The sequence below is a fragment of the Vibrio qingdaonensis genome, from assembly GCF_026191675.1.
GTDB classification, from domain to species: domain Bacteria; phylum Pseudomonadota; class Gammaproteobacteria; order Enterobacterales; family Vibrionaceae; genus Vibrio; species Vibrio qingdaonensis.
This window is the reverse complement of the sequence record NZ_JAKRRY010000019.1, coordinates 43,850-63,289: the sequence shown is the minus strand read 5'-3', so window position 1 is coordinate 63,289 and position 19,440 is coordinate 43,850. Positions and strand designations below refer to the sequence as shown.

16 protein-coding genes are annotated in these 19,440 nt (G+C 43.8%); 10 read left to right on the top strand and 6 right to left on the bottom strand.

Going from position 1 to position 19,440, the window contains the following annotated elements; genetic code table 11:
* Nucleotides 1-83 precede the first annotated feature (83 nt).
* The 3 genes from MD535_RS14440 to MD535_RS14430 all read left to right on the top strand — a co-directional run bounded on the left by MD535_RS14440 (nt 84) and on the right by MD535_RS14430 (nt 6,359).
* Complete coding sequence (locus tag MD535_RS14440) at nt 84-1,256, top strand: MerR family transcriptional regulator (RefSeq protein WP_265675729.1); 1,173 nt, start codon at nt 84-86, stop codon at nt 1,254-1,256.
* 1,136 nt (nt 1,257-2,392) lie between these two features.
* Complete coding sequence (locus tag MD535_RS14435; RefSeq protein WP_265675728.1) at nt 2,393-5,122, top strand: DUF1592 domain-containing protein; 2,730 nt, start codon at nt 2,393-2,395, stop codon at nt 5,120-5,122.
* Between the two features lie 4 nt (nt 5,123-5,126).
* On the top strand, nt 5,127-6,359 hold the full coding sequence (locus MD535_RS14430; RefSeq protein WP_265675727.1) for a DUF1552 domain-containing protein: 1,233 nt from the start codon (nt 5,127-5,129) through the stop codon (nt 6,357-6,359).
* A 156-nt stretch (nt 6,360-6,515) separates the two neighbouring features.
* On the opposite strand, the gene MD535_RS14425 is transcribed toward MD535_RS14430, so the two are convergent.
* Nucleotides 6,516-7,115 (bottom strand): thiol:disulfide interchange protein DsbA/DsbL, encoded by a 600-nt coding sequence (locus MD535_RS14425; protein ID WP_265675726.1) that lies wholly within the window; start codon nt 7,113-7,115, stop codon nt 6,516-6,518.
* A gap of 64 nt (nt 7,116-7,179) precedes the next feature.
* Nucleotides 7,180-7,482 (bottom strand): hypothetical protein, encoded by a 303-nt coding sequence (locus MD535_RS14420; RefSeq protein WP_265675725.1) that lies wholly within the window; start codon nt 7,480-7,482, stop codon nt 7,180-7,182.
* A 328-nt stretch (nt 7,483-7,810) separates the two neighbouring features.
* Here MD535_RS14420 and MD535_RS14415 point away from each other — a divergent pair, with 328 nt between their 5' ends.
* Entirely contained in the window at nt 7,811-8,320 is a 510-nt protein-coding gene (locus MD535_RS14415; RefSeq protein ID WP_265675724.1) for a glycine zipper 2TM domain-containing protein, read from the top strand.
* Between the two features lie 64 nt (nt 8,321-8,384).
* Here the strand turns inward: MD535_RS14415 and MD535_RS14410 are convergent, their stop codons facing one another.
* Entirely contained in the window at nt 8,385-9,836 is a 1,452-nt protein-coding gene (locus tag MD535_RS14410; RefSeq protein ID WP_265675723.1) for an APC family permease, read from the bottom strand.
* A gap of 277 nt (nt 9,837-10,113) precedes the next feature.
* On the opposite strand from MD535_RS14410, the gene MD535_RS14405 reads away from it, so the two are divergent.
* Nucleotides 10,114-10,782 carry a TetR/AcrR family transcriptional regulator gene (locus MD535_RS14405; RefSeq protein WP_265675722.1) on the top strand — a complete coding sequence of 223 codons (669 nt, stop codon included), beginning with the start codon at nt 10,114-10,116 and terminating at the stop codon, nt 10,780-10,782.
* A gap of 104 nt (nt 10,783-10,886) precedes the next feature.
* Here the strand turns inward: MD535_RS14405 and MD535_RS14400 are convergent, their stop codons facing one another.
* The gene (locus MD535_RS14400) at nt 10,887-12,158 is read right to left on the bottom strand and encodes a RidA family protein (protein WP_265675721.1); all 1,272 of its coding nucleotides are present in this window, start codon (nt 12,156-12,158) and stop codon (nt 10,887-10,889) included.
* Between the two features lie 145 nt (nt 12,159-12,303).
* Nucleotides 12,304-13,350: an ornithine carbamoyltransferase gene (argF, locus tag MD535_RS14395; protein ID WP_265675720.1), complete on the bottom strand. Its 1,047-nt coding sequence runs from the start codon at nt 13,348-13,350 to the stop codon at nt 12,304-12,306.
* A 454-nt stretch (nt 13,351-13,804) separates the two neighbouring features.
* Between argF and arcC the strand changes: the two genes are divergently transcribed.
* From arcC to MD535_RS14375, 4 genes are all read left to right on the top strand, one after another.
* A complete protein-coding gene (arcC, locus tag MD535_RS14390) occupies nt 13,805-14,716 on the top strand; it encodes a carbamate kinase (protein WP_265675719.1) in 912 nt (303 codons plus the stop codon).
* A 181-nt stretch (nt 14,717-14,897) separates the two neighbouring features.
* Entirely contained in the window at nt 14,898-15,269 is a 372-nt protein-coding gene (locus MD535_RS14385; RefSeq protein WP_265675718.1) for a GntR family transcriptional regulator, read from the top strand.
* Complete coding sequence (locus tag MD535_RS14380; protein WP_265675717.1) at nt 15,266-16,123, top strand: ABC transporter ATP-binding protein; 858 nt, start codon at nt 15,266-15,268, stop codon at nt 16,121-16,123. Before MD535_RS14385 ends, MD535_RS14380 begins: the two co-directional genes overlap by 4 nt.
* On the top strand, nt 16,123-16,953 hold the full coding sequence (locus MD535_RS14375; protein WP_265675716.1) for a hypothetical protein: 831 nt from the start codon (nt 16,123-16,125) through the stop codon (nt 16,951-16,953). The genes MD535_RS14380 and MD535_RS14375 overlap by 1 nt, the downstream gene beginning before the upstream one ends.
* Before the next feature lie 187 nt (nt 16,954-17,140).
* On the opposite strand, the gene MD535_RS26195 is transcribed toward MD535_RS14375, so the two are convergent.
* Nucleotides 17,141-18,469 (bottom strand): S41 family peptidase, encoded by a 1,329-nt coding sequence (locus MD535_RS26195; protein WP_265675715.1) that lies wholly within the window; start codon nt 18,467-18,469, stop codon nt 17,141-17,143.
* A 181-nt stretch (nt 18,470-18,650) separates the two neighbouring features.
* On the opposite strand from MD535_RS26195, the gene MD535_RS14365 reads away from it, so the two are divergent.
* The gene (locus MD535_RS14365) at nt 18,651-19,277 is read left to right on the top strand and encodes a LysE family translocator (protein ID WP_265675714.1); all 627 of its coding nucleotides are present in this window, start codon (nt 18,651-18,653) and stop codon (nt 19,275-19,277) included.
* Nucleotides 19,278-19,440 lie beyond the last annotated feature (163 nt).

The following is a 19,440-nucleotide window of genomic DNA, read 5'->3' as shown; positions in this document are numbered from 1 at the left end:
AAACAGGACTAACTTGGTCTTGACCTGTCTATAGCTTCATAGTTTACAGTCCAGTTAATACATCAATGATGTGGAGTACTAACGTGTATCGAATCTCAGAGTTAGCGAGCAAAGTCGGGCTATCGCGCAGCGCACTGCTCTATTACGAGAAGCAAGACCTTATCCAAGGTCGTCGACTCGATAATGGGTATCGCGTTTATAACGACCATGATGTGCAACGAATTCGTTTGATCCAGCGCCTACAAGCGGGTGGGCTGACGCTTAAAGAGTGTCAATCTTGCTTGCAAGCAAAAGTAGATCGGCACTTGCTACTCGAGCGGTTAAAAGCCTTAGATGAAGAGATTGCGCAAAAGCAACAATCTCGTCAACTGCTGGCGGCAATGTTGGGTGAAGGGGATACCCGAAGCTGGCATGAACAAACCGACAAACTTGCCCCCGATGCACATTTAGATTGGTTAAAGAAGCAAGGCTTTAACGAGAAAGAAGCCCTGCGATTAAAATGGTTATCAAAAAACATGAATGAACATGAACAATACATGGCAGACTTTATGACTGTCTTTGAAACACTCGAACGATGGGGTCCAGGCAGCGAGAGCGAAACTTTACGTGCTCTTAAAGAACTGCCAAGCACGCCCAAGAAAATTCTTGAAATCGGCTGTGGGAAAGGGCTCGCGACGACAATACTCGCAACCCATAGTGGGGCTGAAATTACTGCGGTAGATAATGAGCCAAGCGCTCTAGAGCAGCTTACACAGCGACTAGAAACCTCCGCACTATCATCACAAGTTACCCCAGTTTGCGCCAGCATGACGGAGCTTCCGTTTGAGAGTTCAAGCTTTGAGCTTATCTGGGCGGAAGGCAGCGCCTATATAATGGGCGTCACCAACGCGTTATCGCAATGGAAGCCTTTATTACAGCGCGACGGTCTGCTTATGGTAAGTGACATGGTCTGGTTAACCGATTCACCAAGCCAAAAAGCGCAATCATTCTTCCAAAGTGAATACCCCGACATGCAAACTGTCGAGACTCGCCTTGAGCAAATGACGGCGGCAGGCTACGAAGTGGTAAGCCACTTCACACTCAGCCTTGAGGCATGGCAGAATTACTATGAACCACTGAAGCGTCGCATTGAAACTCTTGCTCCAACTATGGCAGAGTCCACGGCATTGAAAGACATTGCTAGAGAGGTTGACGTGTTTAATCACACAATCGGTGAGTATGGCTATCAAATGTTTACGCTGAAGAAAAAAACATAGAGAAAGAAAAGCCAGAGTAAAAGCTCTGGCCTTTCAATGAGTGGCGACAATCACTAGGGGGAAATATCGGTAATTCACTAACTATTGTCGTCACTATCGAGTTTGATGCCAGTGCAACGCACTTATTACTCACTGTATACTAGAATACGCTTGCCTGACATTACTTATCGAACTTATTCTGCATTAAGTACACACCTTAATATAACGTGAGGCTTGAGCCTCTAATAATAGATTCAAAGATAACAAAACACCCTCTATACAATAGCAAATAGCAAATAGCACATTAAGTTAGATAAACACATTCACCTCTATTCAAAAACCTGCCGCATTAACATTGCGTCACACATTTCCCAGCAAAAGGAACTCTACGTCAAAATTAAAAAATAACGAAAAGTGAGTAAATTACACACTCACGACCAACAACTTACTCACCATTGACAGCATGACCTATATTTACTCTTGCACCTCTTCGCATTATAACCTACACCACTATTTATAGAATACTTAAAATAACGTCTAACAACATGTCAATGAAAGTCATCCCCCATAATCCGCTACGTTTATGAATACGTTTAAGCCCCTACTTAAGGGCCCCCCTATTTCTAGGCGGCCTGTTCGCATCAATAACCAAAATAGAATTAACCAACTGTTTTTATTGCCATTTATTCACTACTGAAAGATTACACATAGCAACAGTAACATCATTAACCTATCAGCGTGGTATAGCAATAAGCCTCACACGTATTCTTAGACAACTCACACGTATGGTCACCAACCGTTTATGAATATTCATAGGCAAACAAAATACAAACTTTATGGAAAACATTATTCTTATATTCACGAACATAAATCCACATGCACATTATGTCGTAATCACTATTATTGACATTAATACAATTAGATTAAACCTTTGGGATTCGTTCCATTTTTCACGAACAGGAAGAACAAAAACTCAATTAAACTAGCATATTTTAATTTTCAGTCTATAAAGTCACTTGCATAAAGACCATACAAATATTAATGCCATTAATATCAATAATGGCATCGTAAAATACCATTATTCCCAATGGTGTTCGTGTTAAACACGCCAGAGAGATATCTGGTCTATTTCACCTAAAATAGGATACCTAAATGTTATGAAGCAGAACGTAATAAGTGCTTTAGTCACTACAGCATTACTTTCCTTCTCTAGTAATGTACTCGCTATAGAAGATTGGCAGCCCCAAAACTATAGTGGTGGCGCCGAAGTTTGCTACCAATCCAATCATTTTCAAGCGAAATGGTGGGCAAATAGTAACGATGTACCTGACGTGAACGGCCCTACAGAGGACACACAACCAAACTGGGGAGTAGCACCTTGGCTTCCCTTGCTGGACTCAGAACAATGCAGTTCGGTAGAGCCTCCCCCAAGTAACACCCCTCCAGTCGCAGACGCAGGCAGTGACGTTTCCATTCAATCTCCAGCCCCGCAAGTCGAACTGAATGCGAGTAAGTCTTTCGATCCAGACGGCAACCCATTATCTTACTACTGGACACAGGAAAGTGGTCCCGATGTCGCTATCAACAATCAAGATCAAGCTATCGCCTACTTTTCTATTCCTCCTCTATCACAAGATACGGAATACCTCTTTCAAGTCATGGTCAGTGATGGCGAAGACGAAACTTCAGCTCAAGTAAAGATAACCGGTAAAGCTGAAAGCTCATCGTCTTCATTGACGATTAAAACGCCAGCTAAACCGACCAATGCTCCTGATAAAGCTGCGCTCTTTTTAACGTCTGATACTGGAACGGTCGAAATTATCTCAGTTGATTGGAGCAAGACAACCAATGCAACGATACCAAACGCCAATTACAACACCGTGCTGCCTTTCACTCAGTCCGCTATCCCTGATCCAATGTCTGCGACATTTGCCATTTCAGAAACAGACCCAGCTTCACTAAGTTGGCGCTATAACGAGCACAGCTCTGATGAATCTTACTTCAAACAAATGGACTCTCAGAGCTGCTCGGCTTGTCATAATGGTGGGTATAAATCAAAGCTAACTGATGGTCCTAGTGAAGGGTTGTTAGCTGAGTACGCGACCAACCCAAACATTATCAGTCAGAAGCTGAACAAAATGGCAATTCGATTTGGTGTCACTTGCGACGTACAGTGTCAGAAAACGATGTCTCGTTACTTAGAGGACGAACTGTGGTCTGAAGCATTAGGAAATATCGCACCACGTGACGATGTTTATGGCAAGCGACATATTCGTATGTTGACGCGTAAAGAGTACATTAACTCCATACAAGATCTGTTAGGGGTTCACGTTCCTCCGAATGTATTGCCATTAGATGAACGTTCCGTGTCTTCTCTCTATGACAACCCTCCATCCCTCGGTTACCTAACAAGTGACAAACTCAATGCGTACCTGAATTCCGCACTCTTTGTGCAGGACAATCTCGATATTGCCGCCGCGAGTGGGTGTGAGATCAATACTGGCTCCGTTGAACCTTGGAACAGCGAAATCAACTATCCAACTTCAGGGACTCGAGTCTCTCATAAAGGTGATATTTATGAATCTATGTACTGGGTCGGCCCTAATATTGAACCGATTAAGAAGGAGTATCGACCCGGTGACCATTGGAAATACATTGGCCCTCACGGCGAAGGTGACTCAGAATGCCTACCTAAATGGCTAACAAATACCGCAGAAAAACTGTTCCATCGACCACTCACTGATAGTGAGATCAAAACGTATATCAGCGAAGATGTGCCTACAATAAAACAAAACCTAAGTGCGATGTTGGTGTCACCACACTTTCTTTATCGTCGAGAGGTGGGCGCCTCTAATGCTAACCACCGCTACAGCTTAAACAGTTATGAACTGGCTACGATTCTTTCCTATACCTTATGGGGAAGCGTGCCCGATGATGTGCTTTGGGCTCTTGCTAAGAACAACGAGTTACTTAAGTCTAACGTTCTCAAAAACGAAATTACTCGCATGCTAAACCATGACAATGCGAAAAGGCAGTTCGCTAACTTTATGATGCAAACGCTCGAATTTAGTGATGACCGAGTCATTGTCGATCGAGAAGGCCTTAGTAAAGAAATCGGTACCGCCATGCTAGAGGAATTTAGGCACTACATTGAGCATGCTGTATTTGACGATAATCAAGGGCGCTTTGAAGATTTAATGTCTTCCACAACAACCTTTGTCGACCATTCCCTTGCACAGCACTATGGCCTATCTGGTTCATTTGGCGCTGATTTCAAGGCCGTCACTATCCCACCAACGCGCGGTAAAGGTTTACTAAGCCTAGGAGCAATTGCCGTGGCATATAGTACCAGTGATAAAACTCGAGTGATTCCTCGTGGCCGCATGGTGCAACACTCTTTACTTGGCTGGAATCAATCTGTCCCCTCAGGGGCCGCACCCGATGATGTAATCGGTGAGGTGTCAACGCGTGACTTCTGGACTCAAGCTACAGGGCCAAGTCAAAGCTGTTGGGGCTGTCATGTAAAAATGAACGATATCGGCTTTGCTTATGACGTACTAGACAAAAATGGTCGTTATCGTACCTACGAAGACTATATCTCTTTATCCGGCGAAGAATATCCAAATGTGTTGTTAGAGACATCGGGGACACTTAGCGGTATTGATAACCAAGATGTCGCAATTAGTGGACTTGGTGATATGGCGACAGCGCTGAGCATCAGTACTGATGCTAAAAAAACCTTTGTGAAAAATTACATGACTTACACATTAGGCTCTAATTCACCTGAATATAGTACTTTATACAACAAGCTTGCATCTTTTGAACAGTTTAAACAGCTAATTATCAATATCTTAAGTTCCGATACAGTGCTAGAGCGCGAGGAGTAACAACATGACAAATCATTTTAATCAATCGCGACGCAACTTATTGAAAACCAGTATAGCGGCTGGTGTCGGATTAGGGTTTTGCACTCTCCCAACCTTTGCAAAAAGTACCGCAACAAACAATTCAGATACCAAGTTTATCTTTGTTAACTTTTCTGATGGTTATCCTAGAGGAAAATGGCATCCCAAACAAAGCTCAAATGGTCTAGAAATGAATGACTGCACCGCTGAGTTGGATCAGTACAAAGACCATATCGTGTTCTTTTCGGGATGTAAAAGTACCGGAGGAACCGGACATGATGGCTATAAAGGGGTTTGGCAGGAAAATGTCGGTCAAGGCTCTATTGATTTTCACTTTGAGAACTACTTTTCCTCAGGAATGCCCAAAAGGGCTTTACGCCTCGGGGTAGATACGAACTATTGGGGCCATGGCGGATTTGTCACAAGCCGTAACTTAAATGGCGCTCTCATGCACAATGATGATCCTCAAGCCATCTTTAACGACTTATTTGGGGGAGACATATCGGAGGGCAACTCGATTGAGAGCAGAAAACTCGCGCTACTGTCCAAATCCATTCCAGATATTGAGCTTTTAGAGCAACAACTTGGCGGCTTAGAAGCAGCAAAAACGAATGCTTTCAGAACGACATCACAAGACGTAAACACCGAATTGAATAATGCTATTGGTAACGCAGGGAAAACCTGCAACACAAGTATATTTTCAAGTACCGCAGAAGGTCGTGACAGGCGAGCAGACCTACAGGTCGCCAATGCTGCCCTAGCGTTATCGTGTGAAAAAACACGCATTGTTTCTTTACAACTCGGCACTTCAAATGACTCAAAGGTCGTCGAGAGCGTCAGTAGGACGGTACCCCATGATGCATCGCACTATAGTTCAGCAACGCTACCGATTTATATTCAACATCGCCGTTGGTACCTTAGCAAAGTGACGCGCTTGATAGAGCTATTAAAAACAATGCCAGATACTGGCGGCAGTACCTTATTTGATAACTCCATTATTATGGTTACATCAGAAATGGACGATGGCCAAGCGCACAGTTCATCCGATCTCCCGTTTGTCCTGATAGGGGGAAACAATACAAAGCTCGCCACGGAAAAAGGAGGACGATTAATGGAAAATGTTGGGCCAATAGGTCAAATTCTCGCCGCTTACAGTAAAGCGTATGGCGTCAGTATTCCCTATAAAAATGCCCCTCTAAGCGGCCTTTTTCATGGTTAGTTCTCCTCAACATAAATCATGAAACCAAGCCTATTAATAATAGTTTACCCCGGCGATTAACTAGCGCATCCTCGGGGTCTGTTATAGGGCTCTCGCCTCAAATAAAAAAACCAGAGTCAAAGCTCTGGTTTTCTTTATCAACGATGTGTACCCCCATTAAAGGGTGAGCAAGTAATTCACGAGCTCATTATATTCATCATAACTTTTGATTCCAGACGGCTGAACAATGTACTTATTGTTTACCAACACGCCCGGTACGCCCGCCAATGTACTGGCCTCAAACTGCTTATCAAACTTCTTCTGCATTGAGTTAACCACAAAGCTGCTGTATGCCGAATCGAAGGCTTTCGCGTCAATACCATTATCTAAGAAGATTTGACGGAGCTGTTGCTCATTGTTCGGTCTTTTGTTCATCTCATGGATTTGGTTAAACATCGCGGGCACCATGGTTTTTTCCGCCTTGAGTGCCACCATCGTCGCGTACGATTTCGCCATTGGCACAGCCATGTCATTACCCATAAAGGCAACGTGCACCTTTTCAAACTTAACGCCTTCTGCAAGTGCGGGCTTTAAATTTTCAACCACAGCTTCAAATTTGTAACAGTGTGGACAATAGAACGAGAAAAACTCCGTCACTTTTGGCATCGTCGATTTATCAACATCCAAAACGGTGTAATGCGTGCCCTCTTCAAAGGTTGACGCTTGCACAGACACGCTCAGCATAAGCGCTGTAAATAAAGTAAATAGTGTTTTCATTGGGCATAATTCCAAAAATATTAATGATGTGCGAAAACTCGCAATAAATTGATATTAATAAGGATTATGCGATTGGAGGGCGGAACAAGGTTTGAATGCGAGCAATGGCCTTTTCGGCTTCGTCCCTTGGCATAAGTGCTCGTGTTACTCGATGTTGATTTAGAAAAGTAATAGACTGACCACACGGGACTTTAAGCAAACAAAATGAGGCGCAGCAATGAGATTGCGTAGCTGTTTCCAGTTTGTGTGAGTTCGTGGCAAATGAGATAGGGGTTTGGCTGAAGTTGAGAACGCCCTGGTGCGACATCGCCTCATTCGCTTCATTGCTAACGGCAAAAAAACTCAATACCAGCAACATCACTGACATTAAGAGATACCCTCGATAATGATAACGACAAGAAAGCATGCACACCACACGATATTTAATACGCAGGCATCATACCTTAACCACATCAGAAAATCTGGTTGGTTTGCAAAGAATATAGGTCATGATGTATCCAACCTCCTCCCGCGTCTTCCCAAGTAACTTGCTCCTTATTCGTAATGATTACCCAACCCCTTATCGCTTTTTACACAATGCTCATACTGCCCTGACTCTTCACCAGACACTGACATAGACTTCATTTACTGCTGATTTATCTATCATTTTTCTCCTTACCATACTGCCTATACAAAAACATAATTAGGAATTTTCAATGAAAATGAAAGCAGTGGTACTAGCAGCAACAGGGATGATTGTCCTTTCAGCCTGTAAAGAAGAAGCACCAACACACGCAACGGTCACGTTAGTTGAAGCGGTAACCAGCTCAGTAAAAACGCCGCGACAAGTATGCAACGATGTCGTCGTAACACGCCAAGCTGACATAAAAGATGAAGATAAACTGCTTGGTACGCTTGGTGGCGCCGCCGCAGGCGCTGCATTAGGTAATCAAGTCGGTGGAGGTTCTGGAAAAACTGTCGCCACTGCGGTTGGCACGGTTGCTGGTGCCATGACAGGTCGAAAGATTCAAGAAAATGCACAGAAAAATAGCACCGTCAGCACGACAGAACGACGTTGCAAGACGGAATATGTCACTTCGACTCAAGTCTCTGGGTACGATGTCACGTATGACGTTGCCGGTACCAAAACCACCGTACACATGGACAAAAAGCCACAAACCAGTCTCTTCCCTATTGTGGCGGGGCAAGTGGTGCTCCCTCAATAAATGACACGTCGTGAATTGTGATGTGAATCAAGCCAGAACATTCGCTCTGGCTTGATTTTTTACGTTATGAATCACCTAATACTGGCTGCGAATCTTGCTCCGGCTTTGTTGTTCTAAAAATATACACTTCACCAAATAATATCGCGATACCGATACCCGTCCCTACTTGCCAGAAGTACGTCCAATCAAATGGCTGACCCGGCACCCAGAAAAACGTAATAATACCGCCAATCAACAAACACATTGGCACAAAACACATGAGTCGAATTAACCACGGTTGACCTGCCACTTTATAAGGACGTGGCAGTACCGCGTCGATTTTACGCAACTTAAGAAATGCAGGAAACATAACAACGTAAGACAATAATAGAATGATAGCGCCAAGTGAAAATACGTTCCAAAATAGATCTTCGTTACCGCCAAATGTGGCAATCAGTGCATAAGCAATCATAGTGATCGTGGCGACAATACCATTCCAAATCGCGGCTCCCTTCGGCGTACCCGACTGAGTTGTGGTAGCAAATACTTTCGGCATATCGTCATTTTTGGCCGCGTAAAGCGCCACATAGTTAACCCCCACTGACCAGTTGGTAATATTCGCGACCAAGGTAAACATAAAACAAATCGCCAAAATATTAATAACCACACCAGTAAAGCCTTCAATACCAAATAAGATGACTAAGCTTTCATACAAACCCGCCGACGCTGAAATTTGATCCAGAGGTAGTGCTGCTTGCACACCAAACGTGGCCAGAAGATAGAAAAAGGCAATCAATATTCCGCCAAGTACCGTCGCTTTCGGAATGTCTTTTTTCGGGTTTTCCATGGAATCCGACGCTGCAGACACCACTTCAAAACCCAGCAAGTTAAACAACATCACGGAAAGAATAGCAAAACCAACCTGAAATGATGGCGCAAAAGCACTGGCACTAAAGTCGTTCGCCACTTCACCATTAAACGCTTGAATCAGACCGCCAATACCCAAAACGGACATAATAAGCACTTTCAAAATAGCGCCAAGGGAAGATATCCAATTCGCGTCGGCAACCGGCTTGGTGCTGATATAAGAGCACAACCAACTCATTGCAATGGAAACACCGGCTATCTGCCATGGTGAAAACTCAGTATTTAATACCTGCGCTAACACAACCGCAAAGAGATAAAATACCGCAGGCACCCACAAGGCATAGTTGACCCAATAGAACCACGCCGTTCTTGCTCCCCAGTTACGACCAAATGCGCGTTTCACCCAATCGTAGATCCCACCTTCGGCTGGATACGTTGTCGCAAGCTCCGCGGTAATTAAGCCATAAGGTAAAAAGAACAAAATCAAAATGACCAACCACCAGAATATTCCCCCCGGCCCAGCCACTGCGGTCGCCGCAACGGTATCGACAACCAGTACGGTACATACCCCAAAAAGAACAATATCGACAAGCCCTAGTTTTTTCTTTGTTTTCTCTTCCATAATAGATTCTCCAATGGAACCAGCAAGGTAAGTAGTATTTATCGGCATTATGTGTAGCCTTGAAACCATTAAACCAAGCCAGTACTACTATTACTGAGCTTGGAATCTGACATCGGTAATAGTGGTGTATTAACCCAGAAAATCGTGACCCTCATACCAGTATTAACAAGCTATGCATTTACTTTGAAAATGATTGATTCTAATCAATCATTGCAACATATATTGACGTAGTGTTTATCTTAATATTTGCCTTACATTGATGGGCTAAATATATTCTATCAGTCAAATTCAACTCCCTTCACCCAACGGCAGTAGGATATTAACAATGAAATCAATAACAAAAAAAGAAAAAATAACAAAAATAAAAGAAGCCACTTTTCAAATAATTGAGCGAAGTGATATTAATAACATTTCCATTTATGATATTGCTAGACATGCAAAAATAGCCACTTCAACGGTATATCACCATTATCCTAATATAGAAGCATTACTTCTATGTATTGCAGATGATGTATTTCGTGATTTCGACCACATGCTTGCTAACATTGAGAAAACACCACGCTTTGATAATTGGCAAGCCATTACGTGGAGTATTGAACGTGCTTATTTCCAGTACTACCAAAACAATCCCGTCGCCACGAAGTTAGTGCTTGGCCAGCACAAATTCTATGACCTAAGAAAAGCCGACTTTGAACACGACCAAGCGCTGGGAGAACGTATTCTCAAGCTCTACCAGCAGCACTTTGTACTGCCAGCTTTACCCAATAACTACAATATTTTTGCGATAGCGCTTCAGGCGGCTGATAAGGTTTACAGCACGTTTTACAATACTACGGGAAGAAACCAGATCAGCTCAGAAGCAGGCAAAGAAGGGTATAGACTAGCACTAGCTTATCTCTCTGTTTACTTACCACAGTATCTACAGCGTATTGAACCAACAAGTGAGCCGCCAGCCGAGCCTCATCACCTTAGTCACCTTAATCAGCTTACTTAGCGGGTAAGTAACCAAGACATTGGCATGGATTTTAAAAGCCGACTGTCAGAGCAAATGGGGCACATGTTAATGCGCCCCATTTGATTATGGCCATTTGGGCCTGCTTACTGAGGTTTCGTCGGTGACGTACCCTCAGCATTAGACACAATGGCATCCATTTGTATAACCGCATCCTTGGGTAGACTTGACACGCCAATCACCGTCACGGCGGGCAATGTATTGGTGAAGTAGCTTGGTAACACATCATTGAATATTGCGAGATCGTCCATGTCTTTGAGCTGAACGTTGAGCTTCACCACGTCATCAATAACATGACCCACACTCTCTACAATGGACGTAATATTGTTCAGGCACTGCATGGCTTGCTCTTTCACTCCAAAGGCCACAATCGCCCCTACCGACGGGTCAATAGGAAGTTGAGCGGAAAGGTTATTGTAGTGAGAAAAAGCCACACTTTGCGACGATAAAGCACTAACAGGCGCTTTGTTAGTATTGTGAGCTCTAATCACAATACCATGGCGATCTTCAACCACTTGCGGCGGAGTCCCATCACCATGAGAAACGGTAGCATCGACTTGCACCAAGGCATTCATGGGCAACCCCTCTGCCACAATCACCGAACGCGCAGGCATATAATTCACCGCTCTTGCGATCGATGAGTCAGGAAAGAACCTGGTATACACCTCATCAAAGGCATCCAAGTCCGCAAGGTTTTTTAGATGAACGTTTATTTTTACCACATCATCAACAGGCACTTCTATGCCTTCCAATATGGCTTTAATGTTTTTTAAACATTGTTGAGTTTGCTCTCGCACTCCTCCAGCAATCACATTACCTGTTGTCGCCTCAATAGGTAGCTGTGCTGACACGTGACTGTAATGAGAGAAAGCAACGCTTTGTGTAGACAGTGACGTCACTGGCGCATTTGGTGTATTTCTTGCCAATTTTACTAAGTCACACGCTTCTTGCGGATAGGTTCCCTCACCATTGGAAATAACAGCGTCCATTTGTACTGACGCCCCTTCTAAAGGCAATGCGGCGACAGCTAGAGAAGTATGAGTAGGAACATACATATTGAAAAATCCGCAATAGACTTCATTCACTTTATCTAAATCGGTAATATTTTTCAGATAGACATTGATTCTCACCACGTCGCTCATGGTGTGGTCGATACTGTTAACAATCGTTTTAATATTACTCAAGCACTGTTTGGCCTGCTCTTCGACACCGCCAAAAACCAGCGTATTAGTGTCTGGATCGATCGGCAATTGGGCAGAAATATTATTATAATGGGAAAAGGCAACGGATTGAGAAGAGTGAACATTCAATGGAGCCTTTTCAGTATTTCTTGAGATCTTAATGATACTAGTTGTCATCGCATTCTATCTCCAAATTAATGCGTGAATATCCAGTTCAATACATGAATATTATGAAGTTGAGTAATCGTAGGCAAAAGAGAGCCAAACCAGCTAAAGGAAGATAAACTGGTTTGGCTTTAGCTAAATATCGCCAATAAATTGATTACAAGGTTTTAAGGAATCCAGTGATTTTATCTTCATGATATTTAATGGTTTGTTGTGTAGGAATAACTTCATCTTTGTGGGTAAAGTACACTAGAATTGCCATTTGAGCCGTGAGGCGGTTTTCTGATTCATCAAACGCCACACAATATTCACTTTCTAATGCGCCACGTGTAATTTCTTCTTTGTCATTAGCGGGCAGACAGTGAAGTAACATTGCTCCCGGACGGGCTTTCGCCATCAACTCTTCTGAAATCACGTAATCAGGCATGAAAGCGGCAAGGCGCTCTTCTTTCTCATCCATTTGCGTAGACCAGTAGAAGCTGTCTCCGTAAACCACGTCACAATCGGCCACGCGTTCTACATCATCGGTAATTTCAATGGTGCCGCCAGACTCTTCACAGAAATTCAGCGCCATTTCCACCCATTCTTGCTGCATCTGATATTTTTTCGGACCAATTTGCTTAAAGCCCATACCATATTTGGCACACGTCAACATTAGGGAGCGACATACGTCAGTCGCATCACCCATAAAGGCCAGCGTTAAGTCAGACAGTTTACGGCCATCGGTAATATGCTCTTTAATGGTAAACAAGTCGGCGAGCATTTGCGTTGGGTGGAAACGAGTATCTAGGCCGTTAATAACCGGTACGGTCGACATTTCAAGTAAACCATCTAATGTTTCCGGGCTATTGGTACGTGCCATAATGATGTCACACATGCGAGAAAGTACACGTGAGGTATCATCAATTGACTCTTTGCCCCCTAAGTGAATATCTTTTGGTGATAGGAATAAGCCATGACCGCCCAATAACGTCGCAGCAACTTCAAACGACACACGCGTCCGTGTTGACCCAGCTTCAAAGATCATCCCAACTGATTTCCCTTTAAATAGCTGTGGTACTGCGTTGTCTTTACGCGCTTGTTTTAGATACGCCATCAGCTCCATCATGTTATCCATCTCTTCGACAGAGAAGTCTTTCATTGACACCATGTGCTGTAAGTTTGCTTTTTTGAGTTCAGTCGCGCTAGAAGTCGGTAATTTCATAACATGTCCCTCATTTCATAATTTAATTCACTTTATATTCATAAAGTTATGGGTAATTAGTTTTAGTCAGTTATCTGGTACGAGATTTATTTAACGGTAAATACACACTTAAAACTGAGATGAGAATTTGGTATCGGTTTTGAAGCAACAAATGATGGTTAAAAATAATATGGACACGACAGATCTGCATTAAATAGGGGGAGAAAACCCTATTTTTGATTTTAATCAAGTTAACTTGTTATTATTTACCCGTTATAAAACCTGCAATTAGAATCACATATCCGCTGCCGGTTTCGATTATTATCCCACTCTGTGATCGGTGCGTAACAAAACTATATAAAATCCAAATAAAAACCGAATTGTGATTTTTATCTCCAACTATAAATAAGCATTTCAATACACTAAATTCACTTTGTTAGCCGTTCGGTTAATTCCGTCACTTGGAGAGTTAAACATGTCAAAACCTATTATTGTTGTCGCGGTTGGTGGCAATGCTTTATTACAACGTGGTGAAGTAATGAGCTGTCAAAACCAACAGAAAAGTATTGCTCAAACGGCACGTTCACTGGCAGAGCTAAGCAAAGATTACCGCTTAGTCATTGTTCATGGTAACGGCCCGCAAGTTGGTCTACTTTCACTGCAAAATGACGCTTATAAAGAGTGCCCTGCATATCCATTTGACGTCTTAGGGGCAGAGACTCAAGGCATGATTGGCTACCTATTCCAACAAGGTCTAAATGCGGCCATTGACGATCGTTATACCACCACAATTCTGACTCGAATTGTGGTGGATGAAAATGACCCAGCCATTGCTAATCCGAGCAAATTTATCGGCCCTATCTATAACGAGGACCAAGCAAAATCCCTAGCCGAACAAAACAATTGGGTAGTCAAGCCCGATGGCGCACATTGGCGTCGCGTGGTCCCGTCCCCTGCACCAAAAGAAGTATTAGAAATCAAAGCGATTAAAGATCTTCTTGATAAAGAACATCTGGTTATTTGTGGCGGCGGCGGCGGTGCACCTGTGATCGAAAAAGATGGTGCTTATGTAGGGTTTGAAGCGGTCATTGATAAAGACATGACAGCGGCATTAATTGCAGAAGAACTTGGCGCAGAACATTTGCTGATCCTCACCGACGGTACTCACGTCTGTTTAGATTGGGGCACACCGCAAGAAGAGAAAATCGAGCGCATTGCCGTTGCTAAGATGAAGCAATACAGCTTCCCAGCAGGCTCTATGGGGCCAAAAGTGGATGCTTGCTGTCAGTTTGTTGAGAATACTGGCCATAAGAGCTACATCGGTGATTTAGCCTATGCCTCTGAGATTATTCAAAGAACGTCCGGTACCGTTATAGAAGCGGTTTAACCCTCCGTAAACCCACATCATTACCTTACCCGCTCCTCCTTTTGCAAAGGCGGAGCGGGCTTGCTTTACTCTCTGAACAACAAAAATACAAACCAAACTCTCATCATAAAATAATACCTTCCCATCCAACCACCATGGTGATATACCTATATATAACACCAAAACAGCCAAGGAAACCTATATGACGCATTGGCATGATCGCCAGCCGATATTTCGGCAGTTGGCTGATCGAATCACTCAGCAAATCCTGCAAGGAATTTGGCAAGAGGGTCAAGCCTTGCCTTCGGTACGAAGCGTCTCTGCGGATATGAAAATCAATCACCTTACCGTCATGAAAGGCTATCAATTACTCGTTGACGATGGACTGGTTGAAAAGAAGCGCGGTCAGGGCATGTTTGTGACTCACGGAGCAAAACTAAAATTGTTGGCCGACGAAAAAGCGCGCTTTCTTCAACAACAAATTCCGCAAATTGCCGCCACGTTACAACATCTGGATATGCCACTGTCAGAGTTTATCCAGCAACTAAAACCACATCTTGAAGGTGACCAATGAACGCACTTGTTAGCGTCAAGCACGTATCTAAGCAATATCATAGAAATGGTGAAGCCTTACATGACATTAGCTTTGAATTACATGCAGGCCAAGTCCTTGGCCTGCTCGGACATAATGGTGCCGGAAAGTCCACGTTGATTAATGCGCTACTCGGCGCGCACCAATACCAAGGCAGTATTCGCATCAATGGCTTGGAACCCGTCACGCAACGCGATCAAATCATGCAAAGCTTGTCTTATATCTCAGATGTCAATGTGCTGCCCGGCTGGATGACTGTCGCCCAGCTTCTCAACTATACAGAAGGCGTTCACCCCAGCTTTAACCGCAGCAAAGCAGACAAAGCCCTTAAGCAAACCGACATTAAACCCCGATCACGGATAAAAACCCTGTCGAAAGGAATGAAGGTTCAATTACACCTAGCGATTGTGATCGCCACCAATACGCAAATCTTAATTTTAGATGAACCTACCCTTGGGCTGGATCTCGTCTACCGAGACACATTCTACCGCCACCTATTAGAGTGGTTTCACGATGGTGAGCGAGCGCTAATCATTGCCAGTCATGAGGTAGCAGAGATCGAGCATCTACTCACGGACGTGCTGATTCTTAAGCATGGTCGCCCAGTACTGCAAACCTCAATGGATAGTATTAGCGACGATTACTTTATTCTTGATGCTAGCGATGAACATAAAGACCACATTGCAACCATGAACCCGCTCTCTTCTCAAAAAGGGCTAGGCACGACTAAGTGGCTGCTTTCGTCTCAATATGCCGCACAAGTAAAAGCGCTTGGGGATGTGTATGGCGTGAAGTTAGCGGATCTGTTTTTAGCGTTACAGAAGGAGAAAGCATAATGCGTTCTACTATTGCTATGTTACGTAAAGAGTGGCAGGAAAACCCACTGGTTACGCGTATTCCTTTATTCATGTTTGCCTGCGGACTGCTTCTTTTTATCTCTCTGATGAGCAGCTCGACCTTGCAGCACAATCTATTTTTCCAGATGAACTTCAGCGGCGATGTCAGTGATATTCACAGAGAAATGGGTGACGACGTCAATATGCTAATCGCTGGCGGTGTAGGGCTGCTGTCCATTTTACTTGGCACCCAGTATTTCCCAAGAACACTTCGTAAAGAACGTGTTGAGGGCAGCCTGATGTTTTGGCGCAGTATGCCCATTAGTGATGTAAAAACACACTTAGTTAAACTTGGATTTGGTTTATTGGTGATTCCTTTGGTGTGTTCTATATTGGTCTTTTTTGCCGATCTGATGCTGTGGATGCTCAATGCCTCAACTGACCACCAGCTGGCGCTGCTCTATCGTCATGCATCTCTCGTGGACGTTGTGTTCAACTGGTTTTCATTTTGTTTAAGAATGGTAATCGCAGGCATTCTTCTATTACCCTTTGCACTGACAGCAATGGCTATTTCTCAGAAAGTGAATTCCCCGCTCTTGGTGTTATTAATTGCCATTTATGCGCTACGCTGGATGCCAATCGCACTATTTGGTTATTACGGTGTCGACCAGTTCTTTTCCGACATATTCTATTTACCGCTGCACGCTATTCTTGCCGCTAACCCGCTGAGTGCCATACCAGAAGCAGGGTGGGCTCACATCGCGATTTATATGGTCATTGGTGTGTTGGCTTGGATGACGAGCCTTAGATTCAGCCGAACCGTGAGTTAGATAGTGGAGTAAAAGCAGAACATCCCCCCGTCGACAATCCGTGTCAACGAGGGGATAGCAGGGATGCTGGTTATTTCATGGGGGAGAAATACATCCCTCAAATTAACTATATGCTTAGAGAGTTTAGTCGTCTGTAGGAAGACGCTCTCTTAATCCAAGATTTTTCCCACGCTGCTACACATTAAGCCTAGCAATCCGTGCTATTTAATGGTGAATCCTCATTTTGTAAATTACGTGTCATCAATTCGACTGCTGTTTCAAGAACGTAGTCCACACCATCAATCAGATGCTGGTACGTCGGCGAAACGAGAATATCAGGTTTAATCCCTGTGCCGACAAAATCTCGTCCATCAGCATAAGTATCTCGCTTTGTGCACACTCTAAAACAACCGCCACCGGGTAAGTTGCGAAATAACGGCTGTCCTGTACTACCATAAGTGTATTCACCAATCGTCGTCATCGTATCTAGCGCCTGAGCGTACACTAAAAAGTCTTCCGCAGCCGAGGCAGTTCCACGACCAATTAACACAAAAATAGGGCACTCTGTCAGAGCATCTGCCTTGGGTTCAATGAGACCATGCTCACCTGTCAGCCAAGCATTATCGTCAGCATACTCTTGGTACTCGCTTAACATTGTCCCCCACGCTTTATATGCTGATATGTGTTGCCTAGTTTTCCAACGAGACCCGACTAACGGTTGATTCGATAGATAAGCGAGTATTGCTCCTCCAATCGAGCTATCCCCACCGCCATTAAACCTCAGATCTAAAATCAGCCCTTTCGCTTTGGCCAAGTGAGGCAAATACGACTCAAATTGAGCAACAACATCTTGGTGACTAAAATCGTTGAGGGCGACATAGCCAATCCCACTCTCTAATGATTTATACTCAATGCGTTTATTTTGTGACGAAGGTAATTTCAGCGACAGCATTTCACCCCCTCCAACTCGTTCATTGCGTATCACCGAACACTGTTTTTGATCACCAGATGGCGTTTGAAGAGTGAGTGAGAGCTCCGTATTTACCCCACCATGTAACATCTTAGCTACGGCTTCAGCCCATCGTACATGCTCTGTTGAGCTAGCGATAATGGGCATGACTTCACTTTTTAAATAGGCTGGTGTTGAAATGCCATCGACCGCTAAGATCCTTGACCCTAGCGGGATCATCTCAGCGAGTTTTTTGTCCACTTGAGTGATGATGGCTTCTTGTCGTAACTCGATGACTCTTATCGCAGGGCTATCAACATACGCAAGCTCCAATCCAGGAGGTAAATAAACATTGGTGTGCCCATCTTGCAGCAACGCACAAAATCGCTGTAGGGTTCGGTAATACTCATAAGTAGAAGCCGTCTCTAGCACTTGGGGAATAAATTGCTGATAAGCCTCATCAAAATTCAGCTGCGGAACTTGGTCAAAAAAAGCAAAATGGTAGCTTACCTCCCTCCAAAATAAGGACAAACCGAGCAACTTTTCCGCTGGCGTTAATACGTCTAACCGATTGATGTTTTCTGTCACCTCGTTTCCCTTCCACTACTCACTTTGCACTGCGGATCCTGCTAGTCATTCCGGAAACCCACACATAGCATGATGCCATGCGCTAGCTCAACCGCTATATTGATCACGGACTTAATCCTAAACAACACTCTACTAGTAAAAGATTGCTACACTTGAACTTCTATTTCATCAAGAGTTGACTATGGCTGACCTACTCTCTTTTAGTTTAATTATTATACTGTTGGTGATGTCTCCAGGCCCCAACGGGGTACTGATTCTAAGATCCACCTCTCTGTTTGGAAAAAGGTCCGCACTCTATAATATTGTTGGCTTTATTCTAGCCATGTTTATTCAGGCCAGTTTAGGGATATTTGGCATTTCAGCGCTATTGCTAGGATCTCCTTATTTCTTCAACATATTAAAATACATTGGTTCAGGCTACTTTTTATACATAGGGATAAAAATGCTCGTCGGCTCCTTTAGTGCGAAGGCGTCAGCGAGTGTACCCGGCTTGAAACACTACGCCGCTCCCAAAGCATATAAATCCGTTCTCGAGGGCTTTCTCACTCAATTTTCAAACCCCAAAGGTATACTGTTTTATTTGGCAGCCTTTCCTCAGTTTGTCGACTTTGATAACTTCCAATATGTCGATGCCTATCGATTAGTGGCGATTCACGGTCTTGTGCTATTAACTTGGTTTTATTTTGTCGCGCTGGTTATCTTGAAAATGAAGGGCAGTACGCAACATTCCTCCGCAGGCTCTTGGGTAAACCGAATCGCCGGTGTGGTGATGATCTACTTTGGTTGCGTGTTGTTTTTTAGCCAATAGCCTTGGTGCTACGCCATCCAATATCTAATAAATAAGCCAGCAATTTAGACATATTTATTGTTTACCAGCATGCTAAGTACCACATCCCCAAAGTGAGAACATGCATTGATTTCATTTTGGCCCATGTCGACTAAAAGCATGGTTCATCGGAGAAAAAAGCACA

Excerpts from the sequence above, each read along its gene's own strand:
- MD535_RS14385 (WP_265675718.1), top strand. The coding sequence starts at position 14,898 with ATGACGCATTGGCATGATCGCCAGCCGATATTTCGGCAGTTGGCTGAT.
- MD535_RS14365 (WP_265675714.1), top strand. The coding sequence starts at position 18,651 with ATGGCTGACCTACTCTCTTTTAGTTTAATTATTATACTGTTGGTGATG.
- MD535_RS14425 (WP_265675726.1), bottom strand. The coding sequence starts at position 7,115 with ATGAAAACACTATTTACTTTATTTACAGCGCTTATGCTGAGCGTGTCT.
- MD535_RS14405 (WP_265675722.1), top strand. The coding sequence starts at position 10,114 with ATGAAATCAATAACAAAAAAAGAAAAAATAACAAAAATAAAAGAAGCC.
- MD535_RS14415 (WP_265675724.1), top strand. The coding sequence starts at position 7,811 with ATGAAAATGAAAGCAGTGGTACTAGCAGCAACAGGGATGATTGTCCTT.
- MD535_RS14435 (WP_265675728.1), top strand. The coding sequence starts at position 2,393 with ATGAAGCAGAACGTAATAAGTGCTTTAGTCACTACAGCATTACTTTCC.
- arcC (WP_265675719.1), top strand. The coding sequence starts at position 13,805 with ATGTCAAAACCTATTATTGTTGTCGCGGTTGGTGGCAATGCTTTATTA.
- MD535_RS14400 (WP_265675721.1), bottom strand. The coding sequence starts at position 12,158 with ATGACAACTAGTATCATTAAGATCTCAAGAAATACTGAAAAGGCTCCA.
- MD535_RS14430 (WP_265675727.1), top strand. The coding sequence starts at position 5,127 with ATGACAAATCATTTTAATCAATCGCGACGCAACTTATTGAAAACCAGT.
- MD535_RS14410 (WP_265675723.1), bottom strand. The coding sequence starts at position 9,836 with ATGCCGATAAATACTACTTACCTTGCTGGTTCCATTGGAGAATCTATT.
- argF (WP_265675720.1), bottom strand. The coding sequence starts at position 13,350 with ATGAAATTACCGACTTCTAGCGCGACTGAACTCAAAAAAGCAAACTTA.
- MD535_RS14420 (WP_265675725.1), bottom strand. The coding sequence starts at position 7,482 with ATGTCAGTGATGTTGCTGGTATTGAGTTTTTTTGCCGTTAGCAATGAA.
- MD535_RS14380 (WP_265675717.1), top strand. The coding sequence starts at position 15,266 with ATGAACGCACTTGTTAGCGTCAAGCACGTATCTAAGCAATATCATAGA.
- MD535_RS14375 (WP_265675716.1), top strand. The coding sequence starts at position 16,123 with ATGCGTTCTACTATTGCTATGTTACGTAAAGAGTGGCAGGAAAACCCA.